Genomic DNA, 20,255 nt, shown 5'->3' with positions numbered 1-20,255 from the left:
AGCCTCAGGGCCGCTCGACCACGGTGAATACAAATTGCTTACTGTCGAAAGGCTTTCCTTTGGGGTCACGAATTTGTGCCTGGATGGTCATGCTTCCCGCTGCATTGGCCCTGAAGTTTTCATACGCCTCGCCTCGAATATTGGTTTTAGTTCGCAACTCTTGCTCTACGCCGTTCTTGATCCAGACTACCTCCACGCTCTCAAGGGGCGCTTGACTGACAGCAGAAAAGATCAGCGCAGAGATGAGTGTCAATTCTCCCACCTGAATCACTTGATTTCCCGGTACAGTCAGTCGCTTCACCTAGAGAACATCAATTGGCACCGCTAGAGATTGTATTTCCCAGCCGGCAAGGCCGCCCTTGACCAAGGCTTGTAAAAAACCCTGCCTGATCAAGGGACGTTTGAAGATGACCATTGCGATCCCGTCTTCATTCGTTTTGCTCTGTAAGAGCGAGACGTTTTCAAATGTCCACTTCACCCACACATCCGGCAGAGGTTTCCCCGTCAAGGCCGAAACAACAGTCGCACCCGCATGGACTTGCTGCCCCGGTGAATCGACGCTGAACAGCGACTTTATTTGACGAGGTTCATCAAGGAAAAACGCAAACGAAACCGATTCCGAATACTGCGCATCGCCCACCGTCGCCGTCAGCTCAATGGCCCCCGGCGTAGTGGGCACAAAACGGATCTTCGCAACCCCGTAGAAGTTCGTCACCGTGGTAACCACGCCCAGCTCCGGGCTGCGCCAGGTTACCGTCAGGCCCGCCATCGGCCTGCCACTGACAGACGAGACCACGCTGATCTGTTCAGACACCGCCTCGCCCCACAGCAGCGTCTGCGTGGCTCGCTGACTGGCAAGGATTTTCAGCACTTGAGTTCCCGACCCCAATGACATTGCATTGGCCGGGGACAGCCTGGCCAGTTTCGATGAGGCCAGGCGCAGGGCAAAGCTGGCGTCCTTCAGATCGCCGGTCATGAAGGTGTAGCGAAAACCCGCGCTGCTGAAAGGTATAGGCGTTCCAAGACCGGGAGATTCGAAACGGATCCCTGACTCGGCAGGCCCTGCCCCGCTCATCCCCAGTGTCAGTTGATGATCGAACAAGGGGCTGTTTTGCGCAGCCATCACATTGATGGTGTGCTGAGCGCGGCGGCGCGGGAAGCAGGTTACCTCCCCCCAGGGCTGCGCTGGCTGACCATCGAAACTGACCGTCACGCCCTTCCACGGATCGACCTCCAGCGCTTCGACGGTCATTGACTGCGAATCCCGATAGCCGTCATAGGGGCTGAACAGCGAAGCCTGCACCGTTTTCTGCCCGGCAGAGGTGGGCACAAACGGGAACCCGCTCCAGCCATCGGCGGCGGTATTCATTTCGTGGGTTTTTTCCTCCGCCACCCAACTGACGGGGACCTGATCGACGGCACGGTCGGTGAAATGCGAAACCACCTGGACCCACATCCATGCCGAATCCTCGCTCACTACGGGCTCGATCGGCGATTCACGCCACGCTTCGATGCGTACTTTGTTGTGCGCCAGGTCCATTGGTTTGGGCGCGGCAGCAAAGTCCAGCTGAGGAAGCGCCAGCGACAATGAAAACTGGCCAGGTTGCTCGCTGGCGGAAAAATCCAATGTCCACAGCGCCCCGCCATCACTCAACGGTTGCCCGGCATTCAGTGCTGGCTGCACTGTCGCGGCCAATGCTTCGGCGGAGGTACCCGACCATACCAGCCATGCCTGCAAACCCACCAACGGGCTCAATGCATTGGGCAAAACGTTGAAGCGGTGCCGCGCGCCCAGGCATGGATAAAGGCTGAGAGAATCCAGCTCAGCGTGGATTTGATCGAGCACCAGACTCAACTCTTCAGTCAGGTCTGCGGCGATCAGACGCCCGGACAATTCCCGTGGCAGTTCAACGCTTTCAAGGCGCAACACCAGATCGAACAGGCTGCTGATGCTGGACTCCGCCGTTGAGGCGAGTTGCCATTGCACCCCTGCCTGTACCAATGCCTTGGGCATGTCCAGATCGGCAGGTTGCAAGCCGATAGCAGGCGCCTCACCTCGCCAGTGCAAACTGATGTTTTTACCGATCCACGGGCTGCCGCTAACCGGTTCGACTCGCAGCGTATGGATCTGCCCGCGACGGCACAGCACGCCCAGCGTATTGCGCTCGACTTCCACCCCGTCCAGAAAAATGTTGACCTGGTTTTTCCACGGACTGGTCGCGACAGCTGTGACATCGAACGACTGCTCGATCGCACTGGCCTCGGCATGTGCCTTGACGCTGGCCGTGACCGTCCTGGCCCCGGCGCTTTTTGGCGTGTAGAGCAAACTGGCCCAGCCACCGGCCCCGGTGACAGTGCGCACGATGTCGTCCTCGGGTGTCTCCCAGTCGACCAACGCATTGGTCACCGGATCGCCGTCCCCCAGGGTCACGTCGTGTAATACCTGCACGCGCAGCAACACGCTTTCTTGCTCATCGACAATCGGAAACTTATTGGCGCCGCGCACCTCGCCGACCTTGACCCGGTTGCGCGCCAGTGACATGGGTTTATCCGGTGACGGCAACAGCAGCTTCGAGCAGACCAGTGACAATACAAACCGGCCGTCACTGCTGTCGTCGCTGGTCAGCGTCCAGACCGTGTCGACGCTGTCGACCGGCACCGGTTGTTCAAGCGCCGGGCTGACCACGACGCCCAATTGCGTCTGGCTATCGCCGCGCCAATGCAGCGACAGTTCAGAGTCCAACAAAGGACTGTCGACAGGCACGCGGATCTGCAAGGGATGGGCACTGCCACGATTCGGATAACCGGTCGCCTCCCAGCCCGTCGCGTTTTCGTCGACAATCACCGACAGCTCACGCCACGGGTCCGTGGCCAGTACGCGGACATCGAAGCGGCGTGAAACCACACCGCCAGCGTAATAAGGGCTGACAACCGACGCTTCGATGACGAACTCACCGGCCTGCGTTGGCTGGTAATCGAAATACGCCCAACCATCGTCACCGGAAACAGCGGCGCCTTTGACGCCTGCACCCGCTTGCGCCCAGGTCACGGTGCGCCCGCTGATGGCCTGCGCGGTGTAAAACGACACCACTCGAACCCCCAATTGCACCTGTTGCCCGTATTCGAAAATCGGGTAGTAAGCCGCGTCCTTTTCCGCCCCGAAAGCCAAACGGTGATGCCCCAGCGATACGGGAATGGTGTAAGCCTCGGCGCGGTACTGGTTGAGCAGGTTCAGCGTCAACTCATGCTCTTGGTCATCGCCGAGGAAGGGGCAGTCGAGCAACCATTGGTCTTGCAGCGGCTGATCAACCTGCCAGTCGGGTGTCGCCAGAATTGCGTCTTGCGGATTGCCTTGGATGATCAGTGCAGCCTTGGTTTCACGCCAGCTATTGTCCGGCTCAGGCACAAAGGTCAATCGGTGAGAATCGGTGTCTGTCGCGCCAATGCACAGGTGCAACGTACGGCCTGGCGCCAGGGTCTCTTGGTCTATCTGCAACGCCTGCAACGCCAGCGGCGCCAGACGCAATTGGATGTCGACGTGGGTGATACGCAGTCTCGAAGCCTCAATATGCGCTTCATTCAGAGGGCTGGTAATTTCAAGACGAAGTATGTCGCCACGCGCAATCGGCAGTTCCAGCGCCTGTTCGTATTTAATCGGTCTGAACTCCAGCGGTTGTCCCGCTGCCAGTCGGGCCCGGTCTTGCTCGCTATTGCGCGAGTCTCCAGGCTTGAGTTCAATCTCCAATAACAACTGCGTATCTCTCCAGAGGCGCAGCCAGCCTGATTCCTCGTGCCGTATCTCACAGAGGAAAGTCAGGGTGTAATGCGCGTCGACGCCGGGGTCTTTGGGCAAGGTCATCTCTTGTCTCACCCAGCCTCCGTCCACGGCTTGCAGAAAGGAGGTGACGTTACCCTCATACATTTCACTGCCGGTGCCGACCAGGCCACTTCTGTCCCAGTGCTCCAGATCGGCAAATTCGCCGTTGCGCACCAGACTCTCGTTCGCTTGAATCACCGGTTCATTCATGATTGCGCACTCCCTTGAGCATTGTGTTTTGACCGGTACGTTCAGCTTTGGTCACCATGTCTTCGACCGTTCGGGCAAAGGTCCGCTCGCCGGCCTTTGCGGTGTAGCGAACACGCAAGATGATGTCCGTCAGCGAGTTCAGCGTGGCCGCTTGCGGGCTTTTCAACGGCCAGGGAAAACTGATTTTCCAACTGGAAACCACCCCGGTATTTTCAAAAGGATTGAGCAAACCCTCGTCGGGTTTCATCGCCGTCAGGCCGTTATCGGCAACGCCTGTGGACAAGGCGATCTGCTGACCGCTACGCAGGTTGAACAACACATCCGAAGGCGCCGTGCCTGTCGGTTTGTGCAAATAGGCCACCGACTGCGCCGTGGCTCGGGTCGCCGTCATGCTGCCGATCTGCAGCAAAGTGGCCCGCACGTCCTCGTAGGGACCGGTCAACACCGGCAGATCGACTTCTACCCCACTGATCTGGCGGCAGTAGTGCCCCGGATGATCACGATCAAACAATAGCTGCGTCAGTTTGAATTCCAGCGTGCCGCTCTCGCGCAATATTTTGAGCGCACTGGCCCAGCAGTCAGCGCCGGTTTGCAAGTCCACCCGGTCCTCGAACAACTGCCGCAGGGAGACGGTCTTCACCAGTTCCAGCCGCCGCTCGTGGCGCTGCAGGTATTCACGCTCCATACGCAGCAAATGCCCACGCAGGTGCTCGCCGGCCGTCAGACCATGCCGATGATCAAGCCAGACATTGGGCAGGGGAATCTGCGCATCGTAATCACCGGTCTCGGCGCTCAGGGATGCCTGGGCGTTGAGGCACAGGCTAATGACGGCATCGTAAGCCTGATAGTGCAAGGCCTTGAGCTGGCCCAACAGCCAGCCGTACAGCTCGGCATTGCTCGCGCGTTTTTTCAGAAAGTTGTAAACCGTCAATGCCTGATCGTTGGCCCTGAGGGTTTGCTCAAGATTCAATCGGGCCGCCGTGATGGCGTAACCCTGCGCCACGATTTGCGCGTCGATGGCCCGCACTTCCGCCAAGGCCTGATCACGTTGCAGCGCCCATTCGTTGCGACGACGGCGATACGCTTCGGTGGTGGCTTGCCTGTCGGCATCCAGCTGCTTCATGTTCGAGGCGATGCCCAGTCCGAAGCTGACGGCTTCAAGCACCTGGTCGGCGCGGTGCCCGCCATTGGCGAAGCCGAAAATATTCGGCAGCGCCGCCATCAACGCCGCAGCGGGCTTGATACTGGAGGACGTCACCGCCAGGACTTTCGCTGTGGCCAGGTTGTCCATGACCTCATATTCGTATTGCGAAATATTTTCGACATAGCGTTTGTTGTAGGCTTCGGCGCGCTCGCTGGCCACCAGGCTGCTTTGCTGCAACGCGGTCACATTCGCCTCCAGTTGGGCGATGGATTGCTCCTGCATGGACCGGGCGTAAGCGCCCAATTCGACGATATGGCTTTGCTGCGTCTCCTCCTGCTCGGCACGATCCCTGCGTTCCAGCAGGTTCAGCACCTGGCTGCCGTAATCCTGCAGCGACTGCACCGCACGCAACGCGACCTCGAATATCACCCGCCAGCGGAATGCGTTGACGACCAACCGCCCGCCCATCGGCCGCGGCCCGGCGACACCGCCCGCCGCCAGATCACGCAGTAATTGATTGGGATCGGTGGGCGGGCTGAACAACGGGATATCCAGTGGTTTGCCATCGAGGGTGAGATTGTTGCGCAGGTTATCCAGACGCTGTTGCGGTGCCGCGAACAGGTCCAGCAGTGACTGATTGATCGGTATTTCAAAAGGCCCGCAACCCACCACCCCGAGAATGGGCGGGGTATCGGAAGCGGCAGGAAGATCCGCCAGGCTGTAATCCAGCGTTTGCTCGAACTCATCCAGCGCCGTGCGCGCGCCGCACTGGGTCAGCAAGCTCTCAACCGTCGCGGTTTGCCAACGGGTCACGGTGCGTGCCGTCGGTGCCTTGCCCATCAGAAACCCGGCCTGCACATAGCACAACTTGGCCGCCACCAGACTGTCACGGGTCAGTTGCCGGTAATACCAGTCGCCCCATGCCATCAGGTTTCTCACGTAGTCGCTGAACACCAGAATCTTGAAGTGTTCCGGTGCTGCATAACCGATGGCATCCGGGTCGGTGGGGGCCATGGCCTCAAAGCCCGGATTGCCCAGGTCCGCCAGTGGACGGCAGCGCCAATACCGCGGTTTCGGATTGACAAGCTTCGACGGCGTTTGTGGATCGGCGACGGCTTGCGGATCAAACAGGTAATGCAGCCAGACCTGCGCTTCGCCAAAGCGCTCCTCGTCGCGCATACGCGTGGCCATCAAGTGCGGCAGATGAAAAAACAACTCCCAGAAGAACAGACCGTTGGCACCGTCGAAAGCACCGTTGGGTTCGGTGAAGACGACGCCGGTAGGCGGTGGTTCGGACAGAAACTGGGTATCCCAATCCAGTACCGCATCCACGGAAATACCGGCGCGCTGTACCAGTTCCGGAGCGAACAGTGAATTCAGACGGGAGAATTTCAGCGCCAGGCCGGGCTGATTGAGAGACAGAAATTGCGCGGCGTCGATGCTGTTTTTTACCAGCGTCGGCGCGGAGAAATCCATGAGATCGACAATGGTCAGGTCAAATTCCTTGCCTCCAAGTTCGCCAGCAGCATCGCCGAAGGAGAAGGTGGTTGCCCCCCAGCTACCGGCTCTTCGCGAGTAGGTCAGCACATCAGTTGTCCAGCCGCCCGCTATTGGAAAGTTTTGAACAACATCCGCAGGGTCATCCTCGGTTCTGAAGTTCAAGGCCAGTTTCATGCTCGCATTGCCGGCGCCCAGTCCCGTTGGCCGGCAAAAACCCTGAACTGTCAGCACATCTTTGCCATCCACACGCAACGCCGTGAATTGCACATCCAGATAGGGCGTCATGGCGCCCAGCGTCGTCACGCGAGAGACCACCGTTACCTGACTGCCGATTGGGTGCTGCACCGTCTCGGCGCTGACAAAACGATTCTGCAGCGCCGATTCCAGCCAGGCACCACCATCGTCAGTGACAGGCTGCATCAGCACATCACGGATGACCTGCGCGCTCAGCTTATTGTCTTCACCCGTCTCGTCGTTGGTGATCAACACACCCAGCTTGCCCTTGGGGTGCAGATAGTTCTCGCGCACCGTCGCAATCAGCCGCGCACCGGCACTGCGATCCTCTTCATACTCCGCACTGTGCACAGCCAACGGCGCCGACCATTGGCCGTTCTGCGTCATGAATGCCAGGTTGATCTCCAGTTTGTAGGGCGTGTATTCGTCCGCCTCCTTAAGGGGCACCCGGTCGCGCCACTCTGCCCAGACCAGACACAAGCGGCCATTCCAGAACACCGGGCGAATATCCAGCACGCGATTACCCGCCGGGATGTCCACCGCCTGCCATTCGCTCCAGGCCGCTGGATTGATGGCCTTATCCGTGGAAGTGAGTTCAACCTCGACCTTGCGCCAGAAATACTGGAACGGCTGCTCGCGCTGACGCCCGACAAAGTAATAATCGGCGCGGGCCGGGGTCTTGCCGTCCATGTAGCCGCTGATGACATCCAGATTGCAGGTCTGCTCGAACGTTTGCAGGTAATCGCGCAGCGCCGCCTGTGCCGAATCGTTGCTCAAGCGGCTCTGAGTGAGAGCGCTCTCCAGGGTTTTGAACAGGCTGGTCTTGCGCTGCCGTACAAAAGGATTGATGAAGTTTTCCGGGTAGCACGCGATCAACTGCACGGCGGCCCAGTCCGGGTAATTGTTGGTGAGTTCCCACTCCGCCAGATGGCGCGGGTCGAACTGGTGCGTGGTATAACCTGGCTCGAGTTTGCGATAAACGGCATGGATGTACTGCTGCGCGCAACTGGTCGCTTCGGCCACCCAGGAGCTCTGCACCGGGTAGGTGTCCAGCGGGTCCATGCGCAGTAGTTCAAACAGGTCATCCGGTGTTTCCAGAAAATCATAAGTCTGTGCGCCGAACTGTCCGATGCAGTATTCAAGCAGCGCCAAACGACGTTTTTCCAACAGCCCGCCAACATTGCTCAATGCCATGATCTTTGCTCCCTGGGGGTATCACTCGGGGTGAAACTGTTGCGCAGGCTCATGCCGGCACCTCATCGCCTTCAAAGGTGATGGCCTCAAAATTGACAGAGGTCTCGCCGGTTTGACTGAGGACACTGAACGCGAACGTCCCGCCAGTAGCGCTGGAGACAAAGACACGCGTCAGCCCTTCCTGATTGGTGAAGCCTTGCGCAGGCCGGATGCTCACACTCTGTCTTTTATTCGAATTGACAGGTCTGTAACTCCAGTCCACCAGCAGGTTTTGGCCAAGATTTCCATAGTTATCCCGCAGCCTGGCGTAGAGCTCGACCTCTTGGCCCCGCGGCACGGTTTCCAGGGGCACTGGGGATTTGTCCCTCTCCGAAAAACTCAGTGAGTCGAAATCGGCCATCACCTGGATGGGCGGAGCGTTCTCGGGCTCAAACAAATCCAGCCAGTATTGCGGCGTGTCCGTTCCCATGACCTTGCCCGGAACAAAATCGGTTTCAAGCACGCCGTTTACCTCGGTTTTTTTAGTTTCAACCGTGCCGAGCGTCGCACGCCAATAAACCGTAACGTCCTTCAACGCCTGCCCCTCAGCATCCGTGAGGGTCACGGTGTAGGTGGCTTTCGAATCAGGTTTGTTGGCTACAACGGTCGAGTTGTCGACTGTGCACGTGATCGTGACCAGTTGTTTCAGGTCGCCCTGCGCCTGGATAACCGGCACTCGCGCCCGAGTCTCGCTCAGCAAGGCCAGTTCCGCCGCTTCGGCGTAGGCCGCTTTGTCGAGCGTCGCGGGCAACCGGCCCATCAGAAAAATCGTCAGCGCATCCATGCCGCTGTCGGCTGACAGCACACGCACGCGCATCAACAGATCCAGTTGTGTCAGGTCCTTCAACACTTTGAGCTCTGAATCGTCAACGCGGCTGACACACTCATTGACTTCCTGCACGCTCCAGCCGAAGAACCCGGCCAGTTTGATCGCGGCGGCCTGTTGCGCCAGACGCGCAGCATGGCCGGTGACTTTCGGCAGTGCATTGACCTGACGCAGATAGTCCAGAAGCGCCTGCTCTGGCTGTTCACTCAGGCTGAACGCCCGTGTGAGCGTGGTGAGGTAATAAAGCGTACGCACGGTGAACGCATATTTGTCCGCCTGATTGAGCCAGGCCAGATGACCGTAATCCAGATAGTCCTGCAACAGCGTGGCGCTCAACCCCAGCGTCGTCGTCACCTCCGCCCGCCGGCGCACCTCGCCCAACAGCGTCAGTAACGGATCCGGTTCTTCGTTGCGCCCGCGTAATGTTTCCTGCACATCGAGACCGACGTGTTCGATCACCTGTCGCAGTAATTGGTAGACCGTAGCGTTTGACCAATCGAGCAGGGCAATGGACCGATCGACCGGAACGCCTGCATAGACAGCCAGGGTCTCCCTGACCAACGACACCTGAGCGTCTCGTGCCTGCAAGACCACACTGAGCATGGTTTCGACAATCGAATCGCGCTGCGGCGTGCCGATGTCACCCAGAGCACTTTCAACCGCCCACGCCAACTTGGCACGCAGGAAGCTCAAATAAGCGTCTGCTGTTCCCACTGGGGCCAATACCAGGCCGTCAGCATCCACGACAGGGTCGAGGTTGTCCGCGTGACTGGTGAGAAAGTCCAGCCAGTTGGCCGCGCCTGCAGAGGGTACGCCGGCCATCAACAAGGCGCCGTTGCTCAACAGCGCCGTCGACAGCAGATTGCGAATCTGCTCGAAAAACTGCCGATCCGACTCCGACGCCTCGCTCACGGGCTGCACCGGTGCCACGTGTTGCAGCATCCACGACACCGACAGCCCGCTGTCCTCGCACCATTGCACACAGCTGGACATGGCCTCGATCAGGTTCAACACATCCGGTGTGCCCGAATTGGGCGCGTGGATGGCCGGCTCGCCTGCCAAAGCGGGAAGCCATTGCTCGTGCTCGCCACCGAGCAATGTCAGCATCAGCAAACCTTCCATCGGTGTAATGTTCAACAGCCGAGGCAACTTCACCAGCCGATAAAAACTGGAAACAATCGCCGCGGTGCGCGTCAGGTTTTGGGAGAGCCCGTGTGCAGAGGCCACCGCTAACGCCAGGTAATGATAAGTCTGCAGGTCGGTCGCCAGGCCCTCGCACAGTTGGCTGATGGTCAGGTCCGAGACGCCCGGTAGCGGCATCAGCGGAAACGTCGCGCCATCGAGCTTGAACGGTTGGCGGTAGTCGCCCTGATGATTGAAGACCTGATCAAACGGTGACAGCACCTCGGCGCGACCGTAAACCGCCAATTCGTCAATAAACACCGCGAAGTCCGCCGGCGTGCATTGGTAGCGCTCGCGCAGGCTCTGGTAAAGGCCGAGAGCCCGCACCACGCCTTCGGTAATTTCCCAATTGTTCGCCGTTTCGGTGCCGCGACTTTCAGCGCGCATGGCAGCCGCCAGAAGCGCGTCCACCTGATCGAACGGCAACTCCAGCCAGTTGGCCAGACGCACCATTCGGTTCATTCGGTCATAGCCGTTCAGCCCTGCGGCGTCGCTGGGACTTGCTGTCAATTTGTGCAGAATTGACGGGGTTGAACTGTCTTCGGTGAGTCCGATCGCCGGATGCTGGTTCTTATTGATGTAAATCGAACCGGAATGACCGCTTTCCGCCTCATTGGGCGGTACTTCAGGGGTGAATTTCACATTGGCCGAACGCACCGGAGCAAAGGTGCGCACCGACAACAGGCTTTCGATTGCCCGGGTATCGAGCTTTGTCCGTCCACCGAAGAACGTCACCTGGTTGAGGTTCTGCCAATCCAGCACATCGGCGCCATAGTTGTCCCGGTAAAAATCGTTACGTTCGCCCACCACTACGGCCGGCTCAGTCAGCAATTCCCGCTGTTTGGGCCCCAGCCGCGATGCATGGATCATGGCAGCACGCGCAGAATCGGTATCGCCGGGGAGCGGCGACAAAAAATAGGGATAGATCAGATCAACCCGTCGGGAAAAATCACCGACCGACAATCCGTGGTGACGGGCGACCGTGTCGATCGTGACCCAGTGCTGGTAATAGGGCAGACCGTTGGGGTAACGCGCCGCGAGCAACGCATCTTCCAGTGGCACGCCGGGTTGGTGTTCGGAGATGAACGTTTCCAGCACCGCGACAATGATGTCGACCGACGATACCGAGCGGTACACCGCATTGAAATCGACCGACAGCCGCTTCAGATCCTTGCGTCGATCATGCAGCGGAAACTTTTCTGTCTCGACGCCGTAAAGTTCGATACGGTCGCGGATCCAGCGCAACAGATCGATCAGATACGCCACCGGCGAGGTGATCGACTCCAGGCCATCCGGTGGGCACAGCGAATCAAAAGAGGTGGGGAACAGGCGTTCATAACTCGGACCATCGACCATCGCCAGAATCCCGCTCGACCGCGCTGCCTGCGCCCCTTTTTCGCCGCTGAGGGTCCGCTGAATGAACTGGCGACGCACGTAGGTGGCCATGCTGTTCAACCGGCGCAGAATTTGCCGGGCATCCTCCGCACCCAGCGCGTGCTCCAGCACCAGGCCCTGAACGCCTTTTTCCACCAGTGGAAAAATCGAGCCCCCCTCCTCAAGGTACTGCCTGAGACTTTCCAGCCCAGCATCCTGGGATTGTTTTTCTTCGCCAAACAACTGCTCGAACAGTTGCACGGCAGGACGGCGCGAATCAGCCATGATCAGGGTTCCTTGAGGCGACAGAAGGTCCGAGCAACCTGACACTTGGTGTCAGGTTGCACATTCGATGAGGAAGATTGAGCGCTTCGACAGCGGCGCCGTCTACTGTCAGATCTGACAGGTGCACAGACCGTTAATCGGAAACAGACTTCAGGAATCCTTGCGGAGCGGGCGCGCGGACTCCACTTCAAAACGCGCACTGTCGACCCAGTCAGACATCGTTGCGTCGTCCGCGCCGTCAGTCAGGGTCTGTCGGAATCGGTACCAGTGACCCGCCTCGGGCAATGTCTGCGTCGCCTCTGCGTCCCACTGCCCACCGGTAACGGGCAATTGCGCCACCCACTGCACATCCGGGTTGTACCAACTGACGGCGACGCCCATGCCCTCCCGGCCGCGACCGGAAAACTGCACCGGCTGGCTGACCCACTTGCCCGCCGCCGGCCGCTCGAGGCTGGGCAAAAACGTACCCAGCATGACCGGTCGCAGTGCCTCGACCGATTCGAACTCCTGCAGTGACGCTACCGCTTGCAACCGGTAATGCCCCCCGGTGAGGGAGCCGACATCGCTCGCCACCGACCAGGTGCGATCGTCCTGCACGATGGCGCTTGCCAGCACTGCCCGCGCAGCCCCGGCCAACGTCACACTGACGGTATCGCCGGGTACACCGAAGCCCGACACCACCACCCGCCGTCCGATGACGTCGCCCTCGACCGGGGTTTCGATGAACGGGGCGGCCGGGACGACCTGATAGTTCACAGGTTCGGTATTGTCCGACTCACGCCGCTTGCCGGTGTCATCCGTGAACCATTGCCGGGCCCAGATGGTTTTGTGGCCCACCGGCAAGGTCACTTCGGCTTTCCAGTAGCCCTCCTGGTTCACCGCCACATCCTTGAGCCAAGGCTCGGAGAGCCCTTGCAGAAACACCTCGACCTGCGCATTCGCCATCCCCGTCCCCTCCAGCATCGCGGTACGTGGCAGCTTGCCGTTCATCGTCGGCTGGGTGATGAGCGGAGGCTGCAGTACCACCTCGAACGAGCGCCGGTCACTGTACTCAGAGTGCCGTCCGGCCAGTGTCTGCCGAGCATCGATGGTGTAGCGCCTGAATTCCAGATCACTCAGATCGATCGACCAGTTACCGTCCTTATCCAGTTCCTTGGGCGCCCCCAGAGGTCTCTCGGAAAGGAAGTCACGCAACTGCAACGTGGCGCCTTGCATACCGTTCTCGCCTGCGACCGTCGTGACGCGGCCGACTTTCGCGTCGCCTTCGGGCTGAGTGATCACCGGCACCAGCATGGGTAGATGGACGGTAAAGCTTTTCGATGCCGGAGCCGAGGTTTGCTCGGCGACGAATTGAGTCACGGTGACGGTATGTGCCACGTCCGCGGCAAACGCCTTGTCACGCTGAAATTGCCAGGTGCCTTCACTGACAATGCCCGGGTGTACAACCTGTTCTTCGTCGCTGAAGCGGATGTTGACGCCTGCTCCCGGCCAGCATGTGCCACTGAACATGGGTAAGAGGTCGTCTTCGGGCGGATCATCCAGGCCGGGAGCCCGTGGCGGGATCGTGACCTCCAGTACCACCCAGTTCAGCGAACACTGTTCACCGATGAACTGCTTGATATGAACTTCCCGTTTGTTCGACGGCCCCCATTGCTCGATGGCCATGCTGGACCATTCCCCGCCCTTCACGACGACATCGGGGGCGGCCAGATGTATGCCGCCGGGATGGTAGAGCCTGACAGTGGCGCCGTTGTAACCTTTGCCGCTGAAGGTGGGTTGGTACTCCCTTGAGAAGTCCGTCTCATATACATCAGGCATTTGCTTGTAGACCGTGAACTCCAATTTGACTGACTCGATCCAGCCATTGGCTCCGTCCGGAACCTTTTGAATGACCTTGAGCTTATAAGTGCCGAATGGCCAGCCTGTCGCGGTTGTTTGCCAGATGCCGTCTCTGACTACAACAGACGGCGGTACAGTGACTTCCGGGGCTGAGAGCAGAGTGAATTCGACCGTTGCACTGGAGTGGCCGCTGCCTGAGAACCGAATGCCGCCATCCGCGAGAACGGTCATTTGTGGTTCCAGCAGCGCCGGGGGGCGGATCTTGAAGGCGCGGGGACCGCTGCGCCCGGATTCGTATTCGTCCCGCACGTTTATGGCCACCAACGAGGCGGGCCCTACGGGCACTTGAACCTGGGCACTCCAATTTGCCTGCGTCAGCACGGCGCTTTCACCGACCGGGGTTGACGTTCCGTCGATGAAAATTCGAACAATCCCCCCGACCCCGCCATTCGATCCAGTCAGGGTAAAACTCTGATTCTGCTCCGTGACAGGAAGCAAGGAATTTATTGCAGGGATACCGGGCGGAAATTTGGCATTGATCGTCACCAGATTCGACCAGCCGGGCAATACAGAATTGCCCATCGACTGTTGAGCGATAAACGTAAAGGATCCATAGGGCAAGTCGTGCTGCAAATACGTCGACCAGAGCCCGTCATTGCCAACCTGGGCCTCACCATAGGTAATGATGCCCGAGCCTGATTGATAAATTTTCACGGTTGCAGACGGAAACCCTTGGCCTTCAACCCTGGGTCTGCTTTCCCTTACCACATCATCCTGTTTCGGCTCACGGATGGTCGGGACGCCGTAATAATTGAAACTGATCGGCGTCGAGTAACGAGTAACATGTCCAGTTTGCGAATGCCTGACCCTGATGCTGTAAGTCCAGGGCTTTAAGCCTTCGCGCACTTTGAGGGTCCAGTTGGCCTGGTTGCCGAGAATCGCCGGACTCATCGAGAGGTTAGTGCTGTCTTGGACGATGTCAAGATAGCCACTCGTAACACCCGTGCCGAAGACTGTTGCTGTCAGTTCATCTTTACCGGTGATAACAGGTAGCTTTCTGACGAATACCGGTTTGTCCCTTCTCTCGGACCAATTGTTTTTGTAATTCCATATCGTGGAATAGCGGCCAGGACCCTCCGGAAGTCCAGTAGCAAGGCATTCGTTCCATTGGACGCCCTTGTACCAGGCCCCCTCAAGCAATTTCACGTAATATCCGTTGGGGCCGTAGTAATCAATCCAGACCTGATGCTCTCCGTCAGACTGCGGGATACTGAAGATGATCGAACTGTTGGTATCGACGGTTTCGGTTATCTCCCAAAGCTGAATTTGCAAAGGCCCGACATACAGTCCGTCCGGACTCACCCCATCCGAGAGAAGCGGCGTTTCTTCATCGGTGACAAAAACATCGGCCTCGCCGGGTGCACCTTCCAGATCCGTATCCTTTGACATGACCCTGCCCTCATCGTCGCTATGTCCGAGAGGTATGTGTACGCCGCCGGATAACCGGCTGCCTACCTGTAAAATCTGACAGTCCCGACAGACGGTAGCTTTTCCTACAACGCAGGCTGGCAACGTCCTTCAGCCATACGCACATGGCTACAGTGCCTTGCGCCGTTGCCTACACATCCCTCAGAATCCGCCGACTTGTGCGCTTTGGTGATGCCCCGTAACTTGGTCCGTGCCGCTGCCAATCAGTGGTCGGGTTTAGTCGCCCAGGGGTGTGTCACCAATGTGTATAAGCGTCATCCAGTCGGGTATTCCCTATCCCCGCACTCGATGGTGGCTGTTCGCAGGGCGCTTCGGCGCGCCGGTTTTTGGTGATACCCCCCGGTCGACTAACCTGCGTCCAGCCGCCACCCTTCGTTTAGTCGCGAAGTGGTGAAGGCCCTCACTACAAGGGTTATCACTATGTTCAAAGACACACCGAATCCCCCGGCAACCGACCCGGTTTCCCCCTACACCTCAGCCGATTCAAAAAAACTCAACGAGGCCGCCGAGCGCGCCCTCGACCACTACCTCAAACCCGAACCCCCATCGCGCAACTCCGTGGATCGCGGCATGCAGATGTTCATGGTCAGCCCCGACCTCAACCCCGAAGCCGTGGCCATCCAGACTTATGAAACCTTTTCCTCGGTCAGCATTCTGCTGCTCGACCTGGCCGACAGCCTTGACGACAAGCCGCGCCATCTGGCGATGGCGATCTATCAATTGAGTGAAATGGGCCTGTTGCTGGCGGAGAAGACGCTCGACCGTGAACGGGCGATTGCCGTGACCTGACCGTTAACCCTGCGGCGCCTGCACTGCCGCCATCGCGGGCAAGCCCGCAGCCACAGGTTCTGCGCGCGGACACACCCTCCGAGCGCGACGAAAACCCTGTGGGAGCGGGCTTGCCAGCGATAACAATAATGAAGGCGGCGCCGCACTCAGGCCGAGGCCGGCAACGGCTGAAAGCTGAAGTACTGACGCAACGCCTCGACCAACTGCCCGTATTCGGGCGGCGCTCGCAGCAGACTGAAACCGGCGTCGTAATGCAGCGGCGTCGCATCCTCGTGGCACCACAGGCATGACGCGGCCAGGTCGATCACCTGCTGGCAACCGTCACCGCAGGGAATTTTCAGGCGCAGATGGAAATCCGCACCGACCATCATCGGCAACTGGCTGATCAGCATCAGCCCGTCTTCGGACACATTGCCCAGAAAACCGATGGGTTTGTCGGTGACGCTGTTGAACACTCTGAGGAAGTACGGCAGCTGATGCCGTTCGATCCGGCGGTCGGTAAACATGATGCGCAGTTCGTCCTGCAAGGCTCCCTCACAGAGCCGCACCCTTGCTTCGGAACGCGCCTGTGTCGCAGGCACGCTCTCCCCGCTTCCGGTGTGACGGTCGCTAATACGCCATCACCTTACAACTGCCAGTCGCAGGTGTTGCACGGGTCATCGCGGATTCACCGGCGACCCGATTCATTCGACTATAGCTCAGCCTGTACAACCGGCCAGCTTTTGTATGACAACTGTCATCAAGAGCCCGTCGGGCGCACCACCGCTGCTGCGCTGCGGGTCGGGTAATGGCCCAGGCTCTGCAGGGTTTCCAGACGGGCGCGGGCGCGGAAGGCGTACTCGCTGTTGGGGTACGAGGCGATGATGAACTGATAGGTTTGCGCCGCATCGACAAACATCTTCTGCCGCTCCAGGCACTGGCCGCGCATCATCGACACTTCCGGCCACACATACGGGCGGGCACGGCTGGCGCGTTCGACCTTGGACAGTTCGAGCATCACCTGCTCGCAATTGCCACGGTCATAGGCACTGTAAGCGTTGTTCAAATGATGGTTCATCGACCAACGGGTGCAGCCCGTGACGGCGAGGACGCTGAGGGCAAGGGCGGCAATGGGCAACAATCGCATGGGGGTTCTCCTGTCTTGAGCTCTGTATCGACCCATGGTCGGAAATCTTCAGGCGCGTTTGTCCCAAAGTTGCCGCGTTCAATAAAGAAAATGATAAGTAGTGCAAACGAACAATGACTACACCCAAAGAGCATAGTAGCCTTCGCTGGCGCTTGAACCTGAGGAGTCTTTGCATGTCCGTCCGTCGTACCAAAATCGTCGCTACCCTTGGCCCGGCCAGTAACTCGCCGGAAGTTCTCGAACAGCTGATTCTGGCTGGCCTGGACGTCGCCCGTCTGAACTTCTCCCATGGCACCCCCGACGAGCACAAGGCTCGCGCAAAACTGGTGCGTGACCTCGCTGCCAAGCACGGCCGCTTCGTCGCCCTGCTCGGTGACCTGCAAGGCCCGAAAATCCGTATCGCCAAATTCGCCAACAAGAAGATCGAGCTGAAGATCGGTGACAAGTTCACCTTCTCCACCAGCCATCCGTTGACCGAAGGCAACCAGCAAGTGGTCGGCATCGACTACCCGGACCTGGTCAAGGACTGCGGCGTGGGCGACGAGCTGCTGCTCGACGACGGCCGCGTGGTGATGCGCGTTGAAACCGCCACCGCCACCGAACTCAACTGCGTGGTGACCATCGGCGGCCCGCTGTCCGACCACAAAGGCATCAACCGTCGCGGCGGCGGCCTGACCGCGCCGGCCCTGACTGAAAAAGACAAGGCCGACATCAAGCTCGCAGCGGAAATGGAAGTCGACTACCTCGCGGTGTCCTTCCCGCGTGACGCGGCCGACATGGAATACGCCCGTCAACTGCGCGACGAGGCCGGCGGCACCGCCTGGCTGGTGGCGAAGATCGAACGCGCCGAAGCCGTGGCCGACGACGAAACCCTCGACGGCCTGATCAAGGCGTCCGACGCGGTGATGGTTGCCCGGGGTGACTTGGGTGTGGAAATCGGCGACGCCGAGCTGGTGGGCATTCAGAAGAAAATCATTCTGCATGCACGCCGCCACAACAAGGCAGTGATCGTCGCGACCCAGATGATGGAGTCGATGATCCAGAACCCGATGCCGACCCGCGCCGAAGTGTCCGACGTGGCCAACGCCGTGCTCGACTACACCGACGCCGTGATGCTCTCGGCCGAATCCGCCGCTGGCCAGTACCCGCTGGAAGCCGTGCAGGCGATGGCGCGCATCTGCGTCGGCGCGGAAAAGCACCCGACCGGCAAGACCTCCAGCCACCGTATCGGCAAGGAATTCACCCGCTGCGACGAAAGCATCGCACTGGCGACCATGTACACCGCCAACCACTTCCCGGGCGTCAAGGCGATCATCGCCCTGACCGAAAGTGGTTACACCCCGCTGATCATGTCGCGCATCCGCTCCTCGGTGCCGATCTACGCCTACTCGCCACACCGCGAGACCCAGGCGCGTGCGGCGATGTTCCGTGGCGTGTACACCATTCCGTTCGACCCGGCTTCGCTGGAACCGCACGAAGTCAGCCAGAAGGCGATCGACGAACTGGTCAAGCGCGGCGTAGTGGAAAAAGGCGACTGGGTCATCCTGACCAAGGGCGACAGCTACCACACCACCGGCGGCACCAACGGCATGAAGATCCTGCACGTGGGCGACCCGCAGGTCTGAGTGACCGGTTGCTGAAAAACCAAAGCCCCGCCGTGTGAACGGCGGGGCTTTTTGTTTTCCGGCCCATCAAAAAATCGCAGCCTTGTGCAGCACCTGCACGTGATTGGCGGGGTCCTTTCAAGCGTGGCCGCAGCTGCAATTTTGTGGCAAGCACTGTGTCAACTGTCAGATCTGACAGTTGACGGTGCAAGCATTGGGGCAGTTACTTGAGTCGAGAATCCTCTACTCAAGGAGAACGCCATGGATCACTCGAACCGACAGGCACCAAAAGCGGGAACGCTGGATGAAGACTTTGCCGACGCTGGCGTTTTCCGGTTGACGCTGCCGGCCCTCGGACGGCAAAGCCATGTGGGGGGGATCAGTTCGGACAGCGCCTCGACACGCTTGTATTTCGCAGGTCAGGCAGGCTCCGGGGTCGCTGATCAGGCTTACGTTCTGGGCTGCCTGACGCTGGACGGCAAGCTGGACCCGACCTTTGGAAACGAGGGCATTGCCAGTGGTGCTTTTACCGTCAGAACCGAGTCCAAGGGGCGATCGGTCATCTGCCTGAGCGACGGCAAGAAGCTGCTTCTGGGCACCGTCGCTGAAAGCAGACCTGCACTGGCGCGCTTTACATCCGCAGGTGTGCTGGATAGCACGTTTGGAGACCAGGGCTACGTCATCCTCCGGTTGCCCGCAGGTGCTGACGAACAGACCGCGAAGGCAGCCAGTGGTAGCGAACAGGCTTCATCGGGCAGCATCGTGTCGCTGAACGACGGAAAAATCCTCGTGGTGTACACCTACGCCATTACGCACGGAGAGGACACACAAGCGTTCCTGTACTTGCTCAACAGCGATGGTTCTCTGGACACCTCCTTCAATAACAAAGGCTATGTTCAGGTCCTCTACCCGGGTGCGGCGCCTGCCGATGTAAAGGTGCGCAACGGCTTGATCGATCAGGATGGCAAGCTCGTCATCTGCGGCGCACTGGCACCCCGCTCAGGCACATCCGGCGCACTGGCGCCCCGCTCAGGCACATCCGCCGCCCTGTTTGCACGCTACCTGCGCGACGGCAGCCTCGATCCGCAGTTCGGCAACAACGGGTTTGTCATTGAGCCGATGTCGGGGTCGCCGGTTCTTGAGTGCGTGATCCAGCAACCGAACAAGCGGCTGCTGGGCATCGGCAAAACCGGCACTGAAGGTCTCCTGATCAGCCTGGAACCGGATGGTGAATACAATATCCAGTTCAATCGCGGCAAGCCTCTGCTGACCCGATTGGAGTATGCATCCACCTACTGGAGCAGCGGGATCATGCAACCGGACGGCAAGATCGTGCTGGTCGGTAAATACCAGCAGTCCGACCAACCGTCCCCCGCCGTCATCGGCAGAATGTTGAGCGACGGCTCGTTCGATTCAACATTCGGCAACGCCGGCTGGGTGGGCACGCCATTTACCGGGGCGCTTTCTTTCGACAGCCTCGCGCTCCAGGCGGATGGAAAAATCGTAGTGGCCGGAACCTACCTCAAAGACTCGACGAATCAAGGATGGGTCCTGCGTTACCACGGGCGTGACTGAACAAGGGGCGGGCTATTTCAAGGAGATGA

General features: G+C 59.4%; 10 protein-coding genes. 3 read left to right on the top strand and 7 right to left on the bottom strand.

The window, feature by feature from the left end:
• Positions 1 to 4 precede the first annotated feature (4 nt).
• The 5 genes from K5Y35_RS14055 to K5Y35_RS14035 all read right to left on the bottom strand — a co-directional run bounded on the left by K5Y35_RS14055 (position 5) and on the right by K5Y35_RS14035 (position 15,093).
• Entirely contained in the window at positions 5 to 301 is a 297-nt protein-coding gene (locus K5Y35_RS14055; RefSeq protein WP_222832185.1) for a hypothetical protein, read from the bottom strand.
• Entirely contained in the window at positions 302 to 4,027 is a 3,726-nt protein-coding gene (locus K5Y35_RS14050) for a hypothetical protein (protein ID WP_222832184.1), read from the bottom strand.
• Entirely contained in the window at positions 4,020 to 8,099 is a 4,080-nt protein-coding gene (locus tag K5Y35_RS14045; RefSeq protein WP_222832183.1) for a neuraminidase-like domain-containing protein, read from the bottom strand. The genes K5Y35_RS14050 and K5Y35_RS14045 overlap by 8 nt, the downstream gene beginning before the upstream one ends.
• A 49-nt stretch (positions 8,100 to 8,148) precedes the next feature.
• On the bottom strand, positions 8,149 to 11,805 hold the full coding sequence (locus K5Y35_RS14040; RefSeq protein WP_222832182.1) for a Tc toxin subunit A: 3,657 nt from the start codon (positions 11,803 to 11,805) through the stop codon (positions 8,149 to 8,151).
• Between the two features lie 150 nt (positions 11,806 to 11,955).
• Complete coding sequence (locus K5Y35_RS14035; RefSeq protein WP_261991196.1) at positions 11,956 to 15,093, bottom strand: hypothetical protein; 3,138 nt, start codon at positions 15,091 to 15,093, stop codon at positions 11,956 to 11,958.
• A gap of 459 nt (positions 15,094 to 15,552) precedes the next feature.
• Here K5Y35_RS14035 and K5Y35_RS14030 point away from each other — a divergent pair, with 459 nt between their 5' ends.
• Positions 15,553 to 15,921, top strand: a complete 369-nt coding sequence (locus K5Y35_RS14030) for a DUF6124 family protein (RefSeq protein WP_123467276.1) — start codon at positions 15,553 to 15,555, stop codon at positions 15,919 to 15,921.
• Between the two features lie 146 nt (positions 15,922 to 16,067).
• Here the strand turns inward: K5Y35_RS14030 and K5Y35_RS14025 are convergent, their stop codons facing one another.
• Together K5Y35_RS14025 and K5Y35_RS14020 are read right to left on the bottom strand one after the other, a co-directional pair.
• A complete protein-coding gene (locus tag K5Y35_RS14025; RefSeq protein WP_123467324.1) occupies positions 16,068 to 16,427 on the bottom strand; it encodes a PilZ domain-containing protein in 360 nt (119 codons plus the stop codon).
• Positions 16,428 to 16,660: 233 nt separating this feature from the next.
• Positions 16,661 to 17,047 carry a tetratricopeptide repeat protein gene (locus K5Y35_RS14020; RefSeq protein ID WP_123467278.1) on the bottom strand — a complete coding sequence of 129 codons (387 nt, stop codon included), beginning with the start codon at positions 17,045 to 17,047 and terminating at the stop codon, positions 16,661 to 16,663.
• 173 nt (positions 17,048 to 17,220) lie between these two features.
• Here K5Y35_RS14020 and pyk point away from each other — a divergent pair, with 173 nt between their 5' ends.
• Together pyk and K5Y35_RS14010 are read left to right on the top strand one after the other, a co-directional pair.
• Entirely contained in the window at positions 17,221 to 18,672 is a 1,452-nt protein-coding gene (gene pyk / locus K5Y35_RS14015; protein WP_123467280.1) for a pyruvate kinase, read from the top strand.
• Positions 18,673 to 18,912: 240 nt separating this feature from the next.
• A complete protein-coding gene (locus K5Y35_RS14010) occupies positions 18,913 to 20,226 on the top strand; it encodes a hypothetical protein (RefSeq protein WP_222832181.1) in 1,314 nt (437 codons plus the stop codon).
• Positions 20,227 to 20,255 lie beyond the last annotated feature (29 nt).

The organism is Pseudomonas sp. SC3(2021) (assembly GCF_019856535.1).
Lineage (GTDB): Bacteria > Pseudomonadota > Gammaproteobacteria > Pseudomonadales > Pseudomonadaceae > Aquipseudomonas > Aquipseudomonas monsensis.
The sequence above is the reverse complement of the archived record's forward strand: the minus strand, read 5'-3'. Positions and strand labels throughout refer to the sequence as shown.